The 15,140-nt window shown below is 47.9% G+C and carries 16 protein-coding genes; 6 read left to right on the top strand and 10 right to left on the bottom strand.

The genetic code is table 11. The features are described from left to right. Position 1: 1 nt before the first annotated feature. Genes ACES2G_RS17210 through ACES2G_RS17220 form a run of 3 tightly spaced genes read right to left on the bottom strand, consistent with a single transcriptional unit; the run spans position 2 to position 3,020 of the window. Positions 2-1,081: a tol-pal system YbgF family protein gene (locus ACES2G_RS17210; RefSeq protein ID WP_374000856.1), complete on the bottom strand. Its 1,080-nt coding sequence runs from the start codon at positions 1,079-1,081 to the stop codon at positions 2-4. After that, positions 1,078-2,154, bottom strand: coding sequence for an ArsA family ATPase (locus tag ACES2G_RS17215; protein WP_374000858.1), 1,077 nt, complete (start codon positions 2,152-2,154; stop codon positions 1,078-1,080). Before ACES2G_RS17215 ends, ACES2G_RS17210 begins: the two co-directional genes overlap by 4 nt. Continuing rightward, positions 2,151-3,020: an ArsA-related P-loop ATPase gene (locus ACES2G_RS17220; RefSeq protein ID WP_347355923.1), complete on the bottom strand. Its 870-nt coding sequence runs from the start codon at positions 3,018-3,020 to the stop codon at positions 2,151-2,153. The genes ACES2G_RS17215 and ACES2G_RS17220 overlap by 4 nt, the downstream gene beginning before the upstream one ends. 128 nt (positions 3,021-3,148) lie before the next feature. Here ACES2G_RS17220 and tig point away from each other — a divergent pair, with 128 nt between their 5' ends. The 3 genes from tig (at position 3,149) to ACES2G_RS17235 (ending at position 7,294) form a co-directional block, all read left to right on the top strand. Continuing rightward, positions 3,149-4,462 carry a trigger factor gene (gene tig / locus ACES2G_RS17225; protein ID WP_374000859.1) on the top strand — a complete coding sequence of 438 codons (1,314 nt, stop codon included), beginning with the start codon at positions 3,149-3,151 and terminating at the stop codon, positions 4,460-4,462. 66 nt (positions 4,463-4,528) lie between these two features. Continuing rightward, complete coding sequence (locus tag ACES2G_RS17230) at positions 4,529-5,422, top strand: DUF72 domain-containing protein (RefSeq protein WP_374000860.1); 894 nt, start codon at positions 4,529-4,531, stop codon at positions 5,420-5,422. A 135-nt stretch (positions 5,423-5,557) separates the two neighbouring features. Beyond that, the gene (locus tag ACES2G_RS17235; protein ID WP_374000861.1) at positions 5,558-7,294 is read left to right on the top strand and encodes a diguanylate cyclase; all 1,737 of its coding nucleotides are present in this window, start codon (positions 5,558-5,560) and stop codon (positions 7,292-7,294) included. An 11-nt stretch (positions 7,295-7,305) separates the two neighbouring features. On the opposite strand, the gene ACES2G_RS17240 is transcribed toward ACES2G_RS17235, so the two are convergent. From ACES2G_RS17240 to ACES2G_RS17270, 7 genes are all read right to left on the bottom strand, one after another. Continuing rightward, entirely contained in the window at positions 7,306-7,878 is a 573-nt protein-coding gene (locus ACES2G_RS17240) for a hypothetical protein (protein WP_347355918.1), read from the bottom strand. Between the two features lie 63 nt (positions 7,879-7,941). Next, the gene (locus ACES2G_RS17245; protein ID WP_347355916.1) at positions 7,942-9,321 is read right to left on the bottom strand and encodes a S41 family peptidase; all 1,380 of its coding nucleotides are present in this window, start codon (positions 9,319-9,321) and stop codon (positions 7,942-7,944) included. A 4-nt stretch (positions 9,322-9,325) separates the two neighbouring features. After that, entirely contained in the window at positions 9,326-9,709 is a 384-nt protein-coding gene (locus tag ACES2G_RS17250) for a murein hydrolase activator EnvC (RefSeq protein ID WP_374000862.1), read from the bottom strand. 28 nt (positions 9,710-9,737) lie between these two features. Beyond that, positions 9,738-10,442: a murein hydrolase activator EnvC gene (locus ACES2G_RS17255; protein ID WP_374000863.1), complete on the bottom strand. Its 705-nt coding sequence runs from the start codon at positions 10,440-10,442 to the stop codon at positions 9,738-9,740. Position 10,443: 1 nt separating this feature from the next. Beyond that, positions 10,444-11,340, bottom strand: coding sequence for a permease-like cell division protein FtsX (locus tag ACES2G_RS17260; protein ID WP_347355913.1), 897 nt, complete (start codon positions 11,338-11,340; stop codon positions 10,444-10,446). Then, on the bottom strand, positions 11,337-11,999 hold the full coding sequence (gene ftsE / locus ACES2G_RS17265; protein WP_374000864.1) for a cell division ATP-binding protein FtsE: 663 nt from the start codon (positions 11,997-11,999) through the stop codon (positions 11,337-11,339). The genes ACES2G_RS17260 and ftsE overlap by 4 nt, the downstream gene beginning before the upstream one ends. Before the next feature lie 82 nt (positions 12,000-12,081). Continuing rightward, positions 12,082-12,342, bottom strand: coding sequence for a hypothetical protein (locus tag ACES2G_RS17270; protein WP_347355910.1), 261 nt, complete (start codon positions 12,340-12,342; stop codon positions 12,082-12,084). A 113-nt stretch (positions 12,343-12,455) separates the two neighbouring features. On the opposite strand from ACES2G_RS17270, the gene ACES2G_RS17275 reads away from it, so the two are divergent. The 3 genes from ACES2G_RS17275 (at position 12,456) to ACES2G_RS17285 (ending at position 15,134) form a co-directional block, all read left to right on the top strand. Beyond that, on the top strand, positions 12,456-13,169 hold the full coding sequence (locus ACES2G_RS17275; RefSeq protein ID WP_347355908.1) for a DUF481 domain-containing protein: 714 nt from the start codon (positions 12,456-12,458) through the stop codon (positions 13,167-13,169). Between the two features lie 14 nt (positions 13,170-13,183). Then, positions 13,184-13,615 (top strand): large conductance mechanosensitive channel protein MscL, encoded by a 432-nt coding sequence (gene mscL / locus ACES2G_RS17280; protein ID WP_347355906.1) that lies wholly within the window; start codon positions 13,184-13,186, stop codon positions 13,613-13,615. Between the two features lie 121 nt (positions 13,616-13,736). Further along, positions 13,737-15,134 carry a hypothetical protein gene (locus ACES2G_RS17285; RefSeq protein WP_347355904.1) on the top strand — a complete coding sequence of 466 codons (1,398 nt, stop codon included), beginning with the start codon at positions 13,737-13,739 and terminating at the stop codon, positions 15,132-15,134. The last annotated feature ends 6 nt before the right edge of the window (positions 15,135-15,140 follow it).

Here is a 15,140-nt window from a genome sequence, read left to right on the forward strand (position 1 = left end):
ATTATAAATTCGGATCTTCCGAGGGAACCACTTTTGGGGGAAGAGGTATAGTGATTTCTTTGACTCGCCCGGCCCTTTTCAGACTGTGCAGGCGCTGAGATTCCTCAGTCAGCCCCATCGTTTCACCCGCGTTATAGATAAGCAACTCGGTTTTCTTTCGGACCTCTAAGAGATATGCAAAGAACTCAGTTTCGTAGGAGTTCATATTTTGCCCGCTTAAGGGCTTATAAAGCTCGGCCCGCTCAATCAACCCCAACAGCTCCGCACCGAAACTGGACTGCAGGTGGCGCACCTCCCGTTGCGCTTCTACTTGCGTATAAAGATCACGGTAGGTCTCAAGAAGAGTTGTTAAGGCGCGTTTCGACCAGACGCCGTCCCCCAAACGAAGAGCCCGAAGCAAATACACCTGTACCAGCTTTTGCCCACGAACAAATGCGGCAAAGCTACCCGCCGACAGCTGGTTGGTGGAAACTCCGCCCATTTGCACATACGTTTTAACCAGCCAGTCTTGTGGAAGTTCTGTGCCTTTTTCAGCCTGAACTTTTTCAATTCCACGCTCGGCTTCATTCAAATACGCGATCGCCTCGCGTTCACGATCCTGTCGGCCATAAACAATCGCCAGGCGTGCAGGAATTTCTGCCAGCGCAATTTCCAAAGGCAGATATTGTCCCAGAGTTTTCGCATCCAGCAAAGATGCCACAGTTTTTAGATCATCCCCCAACGCCTCATACGCAAACGACATTCGGTATAAAGCCAAGGCTGCAATTTCCGGTTGATACACGCGGGTTTTGACAGAAATATCCCGATATAGATCCAAAGCCTCCTGCCACTTCCCCTGACCTGCGAAGGACTGAGCTTCCCCTAAACGAGACGCCTGCAAATACTGGGATTGAGGATGCAGTCCCTGGAATTCCTTAAACAGGATCACCGACTGATCAAAGCTGCCTGCCGCCAACGCTTTTTCCGCATTAACCAGTTGAGCCCGCTCCTGAGCTTGCTCCTGTCCGGTATTTTCCGGTTGGCGCTGAAACAACGAACAGCCTGAAAGCAGAATCACCGCCATTGGCAAAATATACTTCATGCTTTCTTTTCTCCTTCGACAATCAAGGCCCCCAGCTCTTCAAGGCCGGAAAGATCCGAAATATCCTTAATCAGATCGGGAATACGGAACACACGGGCATCGGCCTTCATACCGGCTTCAAACTGCTGGTAAAGCTGATCCCTTTGATTGTAGTAGGAGCGCATCTGGGAATACAACTTTACAAGATCTTCGTGCTCTTTTCCCAGATCTTGAGCCGAACGGAGGTCCAGCCAGTAAGGGAAGATACGATTTAGGACGACCGTCCCCAAATGGTATCCGCCCTTTTTGATTTCCTTGGAAAAATATTCGGCTTCCTTCAGTTTCGCCTGATCAAAGGACGTCACCAGGCAAAACTGCGTGGTCGGAGCCACCAGCATGCGATGCACATCCACGGTGCGCCCCAAAAGTTTTTCCTGCCACTGCTCGATGTTCACGAAGAAGTCTCCGAGTTCTCGAATGAAATTAGAGCCCGTCAATGACTCAAGAACTTTTAAAACCTGGCGAGTCCCGGTCTGCAAAAGATGACCGAAGAATCCACTTTTTTTTCCTTCAGGATCTCGGAACCATTTTGCCACGCCCTCGTGAAACAATGCAGAGAGCTTTTGTGGAGCATTCAGAAAATCAATGGCGTGCTTCGTTGGTGGAGTGTCGAGAATAATCAAATCAAATTCGCCGGATTCATAACATGAATACAATTTTTCCAGAGCGGTGAATTCCTGCGAGCCACTCAAATTGGTGGAAAGCTGCTTGTACAGACTGTTATTAAAAATCTTCTGGGCTGCATCGGTTTTCCGGGCCGCCCGGGCCACAAAGTCATCGAAGGTTTTTTTGTGATCAATGACGGAAGCAAACAGCTCACCCTTGAAGTTTTGCCCCGGCACACGAGTGATGTCTTTCGTTCCCTCAATGCCCAAGGTCTGCGCCAGACGCTTGGCAGGATCGATTGTCAGTACCAGAACACGTTTTCCTTCCTGAGCCGCCAGCACCGCCAAAGAGGCGGCCACGGTGGTTTTACCTACGCCACCGCTTCCCACACACACCAAAACTTTTGTGTTTTCAAAAAGTGATATCATCGAAGATTCCCCGCCACTTTTTCCACCAAGGCCCAAGGCTGACTTTCAAAATACAAAGGCACCTTGGTCAAACGGACTCCCATTTTTTCCGCCTCAGACCACATCTGTTTCTGACGCTGAATGTGACTTTCCAAGTATTCAGCAAACTTGGCCAGATCACCGCTTTCTTTTTGTGCGGCTTGCAGTTCACCCTCAGAAACCGGCGCTTCCATCATCTTGTTCAAAATCAATTCCGGTGTGACAGAAAACTCAGATCTCAATCGAGAAATCAATTCGTCCGCTTCTTTCAAAGGAAGGTCTTCTGGCAAGGTCACAACGTGATATTTACAAATCTCTGGATTGCGCAGATGAGCGTCGATACTGCGACTTTGCTCGCCCATCGGTCCAAATTGCACGGCCTCGGCCATGCCCTTTGGAGCTTCAAGCAGGGCTATAAAGTGTCCTGTGGCAAAGGCATCAACCACAACACAGTCAAATGGCAACGGTGGTCCGTGTTTGCGCGGACCACTGGTGACTTTTCCCAAAATCGCCAGCTCCGGCAGGGCCGGGGCTACGTTGATGAAGGCCCGCATGACGGCGTTTTCAAAAAAGAGTTTTGCCAGACTTTCGACTTTGATGAAGTGCCTTGCGTATTCGTGCAAACAGGCTTCGCCCGTCCAAAGAGCTAAAGACAGATTGGGGCGAATCGAAGTCGGCTGAAAACCCACATGGGGAACACTGAAAAAGTCCTTGAAAAAGCTCTGGTCGCCCAGCTCGACAAGAAGGGTCTTTTTCCCCTCCTGACTGAGTTTTAAGGCCAGGGCCGCCGCCAAAATGGACTTCCCCACGCCCCCTTTTCCTGTCACAAAGTGAATCTCTTGCTTCATAGGTTCTAAGAGTGTCTCTGACCTCTGATTTATAGGCATTACGCATAGCATTACGGTTGCCTAAAGTCGGCCCGTCTTCTAATATCCACCAGTTTATAACGCGTTGGCGTAATTTAGGAGAAATAGACATGAAATCAAACGTAGAAAAGGTCTCTAATCTTTCTAGAAAGTTGAACATCGAAGTTCCTGCAGCTTCTGTTCAAACTGCTTTCCAAAAGATCTTCAATGGCATCCAAAAAGAAGTAACAATCAAAGGATTCCGTAAAGGCAAAGCTCCTTTGGCGACAATCAAAAGTCTTTACGGTGACCGCGTAAAACAAGACGTTGTTCAAGACTTGATCCAAAAGCACTACTCTGAAGCTTTGAATGAGCACAAACTTGAGCCGATCAGCTATCCTGAGTTTGAATTTGCAGATCCAACAGAGAACAAAGACTTCTCTTTCTCTGCAGCTTTCGATGTTCGTCCAGAGATCGCTCTGAAGAAATACGAAGGTTTGGAAGTTGAGAAAGAAAAAATCGAATTCGATTCCAAAAAAGTGGATCAAGTTCTTGAAAACATCCGCGCTTCCCGCGCAACTTTCGAAGCTGTTGCTGATGATCGCGCTGCTAACAAAGGTGATGTTGCAGTTATTAACTTTGAAGGCTTCATGGGTGGTGCGCCACTTGAAAACGGTTCCGGCACAGATCACAACCTTGAGTTGGGTGCAAAACAATTCATCGAAGGTTTCGAAGACGGCATCGTGGGCATGAAAAAGGGTGAAACAAAAACTCTTTCTTTGAAATTCCCAGATCCATACCACTCTGCAGACCTTGCTGGTAAACCAGTTGAGTTCAAAGTGACTTTGAATCAGATCAAAACAAAAGTTTTGCCTGAACTGACGAACGAATTCATCGCTACCTTGGGTGGCCCATCTGACCTTGATGCTTTGAAAAAATCCATCCAGGAAGATTTGGAACAAACTGAAACTAAACGCGTTGAAGACGCTTTCAAAAACCGTCTGTTGAAAGTTCTTGTTAAAGAAAACCCAGTTGAAGTTCCACCTTCTTTGATGAAAGAACAAAAAGCTTCTTTGGTTGAAGACTTCAAAAAACGCATGACTGAACAAGGCATGGGTCCAAATGATTTCGCTTCTTACGTTGAAAAATGGGATGGCGATTTCGAAAAGACTGCGGCTGAAATGATCCAGTCTTCTTTCCTAGTTGATGCTATCGCGAAGAAACACGATTTGTTCTGCAAAAAAGAAGATTTGGATGCGAAATTTGCTGAGTACGCTCAACAAACTGGTATCGAAGAATCCCGCATCAAGGAATTCTACGGCCGTCCAGAGCAGGCTTCCCGCCTTACTTACATGCTCACTGAAGAGAAAGTGATCGCTTTCCTGAACAAGTCCGTGAAAGTGAAAGAAGTTCCAGCGGGTTCTTTGAAAGAAGAAAACCACTAATTTCTGATTGAACATAGGCCCGTCAGGCATTTGTCTGGCGGGCTTTTTTTTGCCCGGAATTTACTTATGGAGTTTGGAAAGCTTTCCTCTATCGCGAATGTTGATTGGTCCCTGCCACCGGACGATGGCGCATCTCTGGCCTATTTAAATAAGCTTCCACACACTGATACACCCACACGTTTTCTTCTGGGCACCCCGGCCTGGGGGCATAAGGAATGGGTCGGCAAGATCTATCCCGAAAAAACCAAGGCTGCTGATTTCCTGACCCACTACGCACATAACTACGACACCATCGAACTGAACACGTCCCACTATCGCATTCCGACTCATGAACAAGTTCTTAAATGGCGCGAACAAGTCACCCCACAGTTTCAGTTTTGTCCGAAGCTGTTTCAGGGTCTTTCACACTCTGAACAAGGCATGCTCGATAATTCTTTACTCAAAGAATGGCTGCGCTTCGTGGAAAGTCTGCAAGAACATCGTGGGCCGTGCTTTGTGCAGTTTCCTCCGCATTTTGATTATTCCCGCAAAGCTGCTTTGTTTTACTTTCTACAGCAGTGGCCTCAGGAGTTTGAACTGGCCCTGGAGTTCCGCCACCCCAGTTGGTTTAAAGACCGTCAGATTCTTCCCGCATTAACCCAATACCTGCAAGGCCGCGGCTTGGGCCTTGTCATCACTGATGTGGCCGGTCGTCGCGATGTTTTACACACCTCCATCAGCGCGCCTTTTACCATGTTAAGGATCATCGGCAATGATCTGGATCCCAGCGATTACACCCGCTCGCAGGAGTGGTCCCGTCGCCTGAATCACTGGAGTCAGGCCGGCCTGCAACGGGTTTATTATTTCGTGCATGAGCCTGACGACATCAAAAGTCCCGAAATGACTCAAGCCCTGATTCAGTATCTAAACGAAGAGTGCGACGCAGGTCTTTCCCCCTTAAAGTGGTGCGCGACTCTTTAGCAGTTTCACTTTAGTCCATACTCCGTTTTTCCGAAAAGTATCCCAATGCGAGCCTCAGCTATTGCGTGTCTTATTTTGGGAATCTGCTGCCAATCCCCCGTCTTTGCCTCTTCATCGAAGGGACAAGATTTGCTATTGGAAGCACAAGACTTGGCTGGTGCTGATCCTCGCAAAGCTTTTGAGCTGATCCAGAAGATTGAATCCACCGTTCCCGTCACAGAAACCCGCATTCATCTGGAAAAAGATCTTTTGAAATGTGAAATCCTGGTGGACAACAACGATCCGACAGAAGCCATCAAGCTGACGCAGAAATATGCGCATGCCGAAAACCTGAACGAAGAACTGCGACTGAAAATCGAGCTTTGTCACTATGCTGCCCTGGAAGCCACGGGCGAATCCAAAGCCGCACTGGATGGACTGATGAGTGTCCTTGAAGCCAGTCGGCGCGAAAAGCTGCCTGAACCAGAAGCCAAGGCATTATTGAATTTGGGCCAACTGCTGTCTTATCAGAATCAATTTTCGGAAAGTCTGAGAAGTCTTCTGGCCGCGCGGGAAATGTTTGCTGTCCAAAAGAATACCAACATGGAGCGCATCACTTTGAATTCCATTGCGGTTCTTTATGGACGCATGGGCGAGAACAAAAAAGCTCTGGAGTATTTCGAAGAAGTGCTGGCAAAAAACCGGGCCCTGAATAAGCAACGAAACATCGCCGTGGTTCTGAATAATATGGGCCGCCGCTATGAAGATCTGGGTGACTACAAATCCGCTCTTAGCCATCTGCAAGAATCACTGAGCATTCATAAAAGCCTGGGGAACGTAAAGAGTCAGGCGGTCGTAGAGCGCGCCTTGGGCTCCCTTTACAACAACATGGACCAACCCGACAAAGCCCTTTCCCATTTGCAAAGTGCCATCCATACATTGAAAGACATGAATCTTCCAAAGTCCTTGGGACAATCCTATCTGGAGCTGGGCCGAGCGTATCTGAAGCTGGGCAACAATAAGCTGGCTCTTGAAAATCTGAAGAAGGCTGCGGATCTGAACATCGAGCCATCCTCGGTTCAACTGGCCATGGAAATCCGTCAGGAAGAAGCCCGCCTTTATGAGGGCACCGGACTGTGGAAAGAAGCCTATCTTTCAATGCAAGAGTTTAAAAAGCATTCTGATCGCCTTCACAAGATCAAAGCTGACGAACAACTGCGCCAGATGAATTTCAAGTTCGATCTTAGCAAAAAGGAAGAAGACAACCGCATGCTCAAAGCCAAGAACGAGGCTCAGCTTGTCATTCTTCTTCTGATAAGTTTGCTTTTGGGGCTCACAGCACTATTTACAATTCGTCAAATTCGGGCGGCCCGCCACATGCGCGAACTGGCTCTGACCGACGAACTGACTCGCATCCCCAATCGACGTCACATTCTGGATTTCGGAGAACAATCCCTGAGCACCTGCCTGCGCCAGAAGCATTCTTTGGCGGTGATTATCTTTGATATCGATCACTTTAAAAAAATCAACGATACCTATGGGCATGCCGTCGGCGATGAGGTGATCAAACGCGTTGCCAAGATCGGCGCCCAGAGCCTGCGTCGCGGTGATATGATTGGAAGAATCGGTGGCGAAGAGTTTCTGGCCATTCTACCTTTTACAAATCCAGTGGCAGGACGGGACATTGCCGAGCGCATTCGCTTGGAAATTCTGAATTGTGATATGTCGGATCTGGCACCGGGTCTGCGCGTGACAGTCAGTGCGGGCATTGCCTGTAACTCTGGATCGGAATGGACTGGAAACATGGACAGTCTGATTCATCAGGCTGACGAAGCTCTTTACCACGTCAAGAAAAACGGGCGCAACGCCGTCAGCCTGTCCATCGCCTCTTAGGGCTCACTAAATTACTGGCAGTTATTGAATTCGCGGAAGTAACGTTGGCAGACCGAGTACTGAGAGCTGCAATCGTTGATATCCGTGGACTGATAGGTCGTTGGAGGGCACTCTTTCTGTGCACCTTTATTAACGATCGCCGTGAAAGTTCCTTCTGCATAAACAGTATTACTTCCCAACAATCGATAATTCACTTTGTTCACTCCATTTTCCAGAAGTGGCTTTTGGAATAACGTCGAGATCCACAAGTTGAATGCATTATCACTGCGCCCGCGAGAGCCCTGATAGTCTTCTGTTTTACTGCGATTGGATCCATCTTGATGGAATGCTGTCAGCTCCACCTTCGTGGCTCTTCCATCACGAGGCCCGACAAAGTTGTCGTAAGCATTGGGAAACAAAACCAGATCACGACAAGTATAAACTGCGGATCCACTTCCGTTAAATCCACCACACATAACTCGAACTTGTCCTTGAATTGGCGTGGCCGTGAGGACGTTACCCTTTTCAAAACCAACATGCTGAGCTTGAGAAACAGAGCCCACGAGCATGCCTAAGGCTATGATAAATTTGGTCTTTTTAAACATGAAAGGCCCCCTCTGCCTTGCTTGTGGCGGTAGAGTAGGGCCTCTAAATTCCTTAATCAATAACTAGCGCGTCAAAGCTTTCAGGGTGTCCCAAGCCTTCAGATAGCTAAATGCTTGATATGCCTGATAGTCTGTCTTGAACAGTTTGTCGCGTGGCGAAAGCTTGTCTTCTTTTTTTGATCCCACGTCTTTCCACCAAGCTAACGCACCCTCTTCCGCACCTTGTTTTACGTCAAGTTTTTCCGCGGCTTTTTCACGATCACCCTTCAAGTGACCGGCGATATCACCCTCGCGGGTGGTCACAGATTTTACAACCGCTTTAGAGAAGGCATCTGTATCAACATCTTCGATTTCAATATCAGGATGAATACCTTCCGCCTGGATGGAAACCCCGTTTGGCGTGTAGTAGCGGGCCACTGTCAGCTTCAAACCACTGCCGTCACCCAGCTTGATCACAGATTGCACTGAACCTTTTCCGAATGTTCTTTGACCTACAATCAAAGCACGTTTGTTATCTTGCAAAGCCCCGGACACAATTTCGCTGGCGCTGGCTGTGTATTCATTCACCAAAATCACAATAGGGAAATTGGTGTACTGTCCTTTTTTAGTCGCCGTTGCGATTTCTTTTTCATTTTTGTTACGACCAATCGTGCTGACGATCGTGCCATCTTTCAGGAACATATCACTGACTTTGATTGCTTGATCCAGCAAACCACCCGGATTTCTTCTCATGTCGATAAGCAATCCAGACATTTGATTTTTATTGTTCTTCATGTGATTTTCAACAGCCTTCTGCAGATCTTTGGCTGTGTTTTCGATGAAGCTTGTGATTTTCACGTATGCAAAGCCATCGCCCAGATCCGTGTACTTCACAGATTTAATTTTCACACTTCCACGAACAACCGTGATATCACGCGGCTTTTCTTCCCCATCACGAACCACTCGCAACACAATCTTGCTGCCCTTTTTTCCACGCATCATCTGGGATGCTTCCACCAAACTCATACCCTTGGTGCTGGTCCCATCGATACCCACAACTTTATCCCCAGCCTTGATACCCGCTTCCCAAGCCGGTGCATCTTCAATCGGGGATATGATGGTCAGAATGCTGTTTTGGATGGAAATCTCAATCCCCAAGCCGCCGAACTCTCCACTGGTTTCAGTTTCAAAGTCCTTGAACATTTCTGGTGGCATAAAGTTCGTATGTGGATCCAGCTCCCGCAGCATCCCTTTGATGGCGCCGTAAACCAGCTTCTTGGTATTTACTTCTTCCACATAGTACTGCTGAATCAGATTCAAAACTTTACTGAAGTTCTGAAGATCCGCGTACCTTTCCTGTGCGAAGGCTCTAACTTGAAAACCTGTTTCTGCCATGATGAACAAAACCAGCAGAAGGGCACCACCCAGTATATAGGTTTTCCAGTAGCGTTTGAGTGATTGCATAGTGTTAGAGTCCTTTCATCCACTGTTGCGGGTCGTAGGGTTCGGAAAAATGTCTAATTTCAAAGTACAGTCCAGAGGAGCCATCCAATGGAGCCTCGCCCACCTGAGCAAGAACTTGTGATCCAGTGACCTCATCACCGGTATTCACCTTCACATCCTGAGTGTGAGAATAAACGCTGTAGTAGTGATCGCCATGATCCACAATCAACGTCGTCCCAAATCCGGGAATGTGCCCCACATAGGAAATCTTTCCATCAAACACGGCTTTGACATTGCTGCCTTTGGCCGCCGCGATGAAGATACCTTTGTGTGATAAAGTATAGGGGTGTTCCTGACCTTTCATAAGTCCAAATTTATGGATGACCACACCTTCCAAAGGAACCGGCAAATTGCCTTTTTGGTCCGCAAAGGACGGCTTAAAAAAGCAGGTCGAAAAGTCCGGCATCTTCAATATTGTACTGAAGGGACTTTTCCCGAAGGCCATTGATCTTATTCAGGGCAAACATTTTATTCTTGCGGATGCCATCCAGAAGCTTGCCTTTAAGGTCCTGCTCTTTACGCAGAACCTTCTCCTGATTGGCAATCTTAAGCTCAACAGCCTTCAGGCCCTCAAGCTTCTGCGCCAGACTTTTCCTTTTTGATTCCAGCTCCTTAAGGTCCTTGGAGTAGTTCTTGATCAGCTCCAGATCGCGAGCGGCCACCACGCCCAGAATTTTCAAATTTCGTTCTAGGGAAACAGAGCTGTTCGAAGAAAAGAGGAATCGCGCAATCGAAGGTCCGCCCAGTTTGTACATGGCACGCAGACGTTCGGCCAGCATCAGACGTTGCTGCTTGGATTTTCGATCCAGTTCTTCCACTTTAACGGTCAGATTGCGAACACTGACTTCCAAAAAGGCCCGGTCCTGGGACAGCTCCCCTTTTTCCGTCACAATCTTTTTGATTTTCTTATTAAGTTGATAAAGCGCCGATAAAACCTGACGCTGCTTCATCTCTTCATCTTCAAGCTTCTTTTTGGTGGCCTCAAAATCCTTGGCAAGACTGTCCACGTCCGTCGGAGCCGATGCTTTCGCCCCCACAGACAATATCAGACACAATGCCAAAAGAATTCGTGACCAAATCAAACTATGTCCCCTGACTTCCGGCAAATCCGTCGTTAATACTGCGCACGCAAAGATAGGAACCAAAAGCTCCCAAAGCCGTACCGACACAAACAAAAGCCACCAGAACAATAGGCCCTAGGAATTCGATATGCTGCCCTAATTGCAGAAAGCTTAGTTTTGTTGTCAGCAGATTCTTGATCCCCACATAAACCACAAAACACAAAACCATCGCCATCAAAGAAGACAAAACCCCCAGGAAGGCGCCCTCTATCAAAAAGGGTTTGCGAATCATCGACGGGGTCGCGCCGATCATTTCCAAAACAACAATTTCATCTTTACGAGACTGAATCGAGGCGCGAATCGCGTTGGACATAACAAACAAAGAGGCCAGCAGGATCACCAGGCAAAGCGCCCGCAAAGTGATTTCAATGGCACTGACCAGTGCCGCATATTTCTCCACCCAGTCCTGCCCGTAGCTGACCTCTTCGACTCCTTGAAGACCCTTCACCTGCTCGGCGAGCTTTTGCAACACCGGCATTTGATCAGCCGTCGCCACCGAAGAGCTCAACTGCACCTGAAAGCTGGCCGGAATCAGTCGCAACAGCTCTTCATCCTGCGAAATGTCCGGAGCATAACTTGCCATTTGCAAGCGGAAGTCCCCGAGCGCCTTTTCCTGAGAAATAAACTTCACGGCCCCCACTTCGTCGTTTTCCTTAAGGCGAGCCTGAATGTTCTCGCGACCAGAGTCAGAAAGATCCTGCGCCAGATAGACTGTCATCTGCACATCTTCGCCCCACAAGGTCAGGATATTTCGGAAGTTCTGTGAAATAAGAAGGGCGGCCCCCATCACGACAAAGCAAGCCGTCACGACGACCAAGGTGGAAAGCTTTAATGCCCAGTTCTTTCTTGGAGGTCTCACTTGGTGTCCCCCACAATCATTCCATCCTGAAGCTGTAGTGTGCGTTTGTTACGGCGCTTGACCATCTCATGATCATGGGTTGCCACAAAAACTGTTGTGCCTCGCGAACACACCCGCTCCAAAAGATCCATGATCTCTTCACTTAAACGCGGATCGAGATTTCCTGTTGGCTCATCGGCAATCAAGACACCCGGCTGGTGAATGATGGCCCGGGCAATGGCGGTGCGCTGTTGTTCTCCCCCGGATACAAAGTCAGGGTATTGATCATGTTTGTGTGCCAGCCCCACCTGTTCAAGCACCTCATAAACCCGGCGTTGAATGGCAGGGGTTTTGTCCCCGCGAACCTGCAACGGCAAGGCTACATTTTCAAAGATGGTGCGGTCCTTCAGAAGTTTGAAGTCCTGGAAGATCACTCCGATCTTTCTGCGAAAGAAGGGAATCTGAGAATCACGAATTGTCAGCAGATCGTGCCCTGCCACCTTCACATCTCCGGAAGTGGCGACATCATAGGCCGAAATCATTTTGAAAAGAGTGGTCTTCCCCGCCCCACTGGGACCTGTAAGAAATACGAATTCACCCTTGTCGATTCGCAAATCAACATTCTTCAGGGCATGAACCGGGCCGGGGTAAGTCTTATAGACGTGAGAGAATTCAATCATCCCTTCATCTTATGAAAGATGAAGGCTGATGAGTACTCGCCACAAGTCGAGGTTTTAGAGTGAAAACCCCTTTTTTAGGAAGTTAAGGCATGCTCCCCGCCATCAAAGTATCGATGACGGTACTGTGTTGGCGACGCAGCGCCAGCTTAATAGCTTCTTCTGACTGAGTTGATCCCAGCTTCAAGACGGTATCGTAAGGTGTTTTGATGGTCTTAAGAACCGCACCATTGCAGAAAATTCTGCTTACCAAATAGGGATTTTGAACTCCCCAATCCTCTGTCTGAATGTGGTACTTCTGCCCACGCACCGTAATGTCCGAATTAAAACCCTTTTGCACCGTCACAAACCTCGAACAAAAAATAACAGATTTTGCTGTGTTTCTCACCACATTTTTCTTGGATGACTGTCGAAAAAAAATTAGAGTCAAAACCTGTCTAAATAAAAGGAGATTTTGCTATGAAACTGTTCTCATTGTCGGCAAGTGTTTTCGCTTTGCTTTGTTCTCTTTCTGCTGTGGCAGCTGAGCCTTTTACTGGTGAAGCAGAGGCGGGTGCGGTTGTTGTCAGCGGCAACAGTGAGTCCCAAAGTTATGCTGCAAAAGGAAAAGCTGTCTACACACACGAAAAAAACGTTTACTCAGCTTTCGGTCGCTACCTGAAAACTGATTCTAACGGTGTTGAAAGTGCACGCAACTGGGAAGCCGGTGCTCGTTATGAGCGTGAATTGACAGACTATCTGGGCGTGTTTGCCGGTCAAAAAGCGGAAAGTGACGTATTCAATGGATACGTACAAAGGGATTCCACGGATCTTGGTTTGAAGTATTCCTTGATCAAAAGTGATGAAATGAACTGGTTCTTCGAGGTCGGTTATCGCTATCAAAAAACTCTGTCTACAGCAGGGACTGTTGCCAACGACAACATGGGCCGTGTGTATTCTGAGTTCAACAAAGCCCTGGATAAAACTTTGTCCTTCAAGTACTGGGCGGAGTATTTGCCAAACTTCACAGAGAAGGATGCTTACTTGTTCAACACTGAAGCTTCTTTGAACATTATGTTGAATTCCGTCTTCTCTCTGAAATTGGCTTACCTATTACAATATCAGAATGAAGTACCCGTTAATGGCAAGTACACAACAACTACGACTACAATGAACCTTGTTGCGAAGTTCTAAGAAAGGAACCCACTATGGTTAAAGAGTTCAAAACGTTTATTATGCGCGGCAATGTCCTGGACATGGCCGTTGGTATCATTATCGGTGCCGCTTTTGGTAAGATTGTTTCATCATTCGTTGCTGACATCCTGACTCCCGTTTTGAGTTTGGGATTGGGCAAAGTTGATTTCTCCAACTTGTTTGTCGCTTTGAACGGCGAATCTTATGCAACGCTGGATGCAGCCAAGCAAGCCGGTGTGGCGACACTTAACTATGGTATTTTCCTGAACTTCGTTTTGGACTTCTTGATCGTGGCCTTTGCCATCTTCCTGATCGTAAAAGCGGCCAATAAGATGCAAAAAGCTCCTGAAGCTGCTCCGGCATCCACTAAAGAATGTCCGGAATGCTGCTCTCAGATCCCGGTCAAAGCCCGCAAGTGCCCTAACTGCACAAGTGCAGTGGCTTAAAACTTACCAAAGCCCGGTGCCCACCGGGCTTTTCTCATTCTGAGACGTAAACTTTTTGGTCGCCCCTGCCGATAATTGGTACTGCACTTGCATCAGTAACCATCATCGGGGAGGAAATCAAATGAGTACGATTTCAAACTCTAAAAAGAGATCAGCTGTCAAATTAGTCATCAATATTCTGAGTGCGGCATCCCTTGTGGTCCCTGCAGTGTCTTATGCTCAACCAGCGGCACCCGGGGTTTCCGTGCAGATATCTCCAGAAGCCTACGAAAATACGATGAAGAAACAGGAGTGCAACAACGGCCGTGACAAAATTGCCGAAGCCGAGAGAGCCATCGGTGCCGCCTGCCGTAAAGCTGGGCTGGGCGCTGGCTCAAACTGTGTGGCAAAAGCGGAATCCTGTGCCGACACTGTCGGCAGTGAAGAGTTTAGTACTACAGATGCTATCGGGACAGTTCTGGGCCTTCCAATGAATTCAAATTTGGGATCTGCCTGCCCTCAAATGAATGGACGAGACTACTTTGACGAGATCAAACGCCTGAATCAGGAAGTCAAAGACACGGAAAAAGATATCGCTGATCTTGGACAGGAAAAAGCGGATATCGAAAAAGAATTCAACGAAAAGATCGCTGAACTTCAACAGGCATTGACCGATGCGCAGCAGGAGCTGGAAAAATCCAAAGAGGATCTTGATGCTGAAGAGCGTGAAGCCCTTGCCAGCTTTCAGCAGGCTCAAAACTCCAATAAAGAACAACTGCGTGCGAAAGGCAGCGAGTTGATTTCCCTGCGCAGTGCACGCACGACAGCTTTGCGCAACAAGCAAACCAAAATGCTGGAACTGACGGCAGAAACCAGTAAATACACCTGCAATGGCGAGTACCTGAAAGCTGCCAAAGAATATGGTGGCGTCAGCGGCACTTCCAGCAAAAACCATATCACCAAAGCCAAAGCTCAGAAAGCGGCCGCTTTGGATGCCTTCCAAAAGTGCATGAACCGCTTCCAACAAGCACGTCTTAAAGTCGGCGAAGAAACCCAGGCTGAAATTGAAACTCTGGACGATAAAATCCGTTCTGCTGAAGCCAGCATGGATGAGCTGCATGATACGTTGTCTCTGGCTTCAACCCAGCTTCAACAAATGAAAGATTCCACGACAAAAAAGAAAACTGCTGCTGAAAAGAAAGTCACAGATCTGATGACTTTGACCCAGCAAAAGATGACTGCGGCTCAACAGGAGCTGCAAACACGACTTCAGGCTTTGTCCACCCGTCAGGCCAGTTTGCAAAAAGCCCTCACAACTGCTTCCAATGAGCTGATGGTTCTTAAAAGCTCTCCAGCTCCAAAGAAAAGTGCGGAGTACACGGCGGACGAGGCTTCCTCTGAAATATCCGGCGAACTTGCCAAGATCAACGGTGTTATTGCCACGTCAGACCCAGACTGCAATCTGGAAAGCTCAATGGCTTCAGCCAAGTCAAAAAGGTCTGCTCGCGAGAGTAAGAAAACCAAAGGGACACGCAACTAGCCTTCG

This window comes from Bdellovibrio bacteriovorus (assembly GCF_041888015.1).
Lineage (GTDB): Bacteria > Bdellovibrionota > Bdellovibrionia > Bdellovibrionales > Bdellovibrionaceae > Bdellovibrio.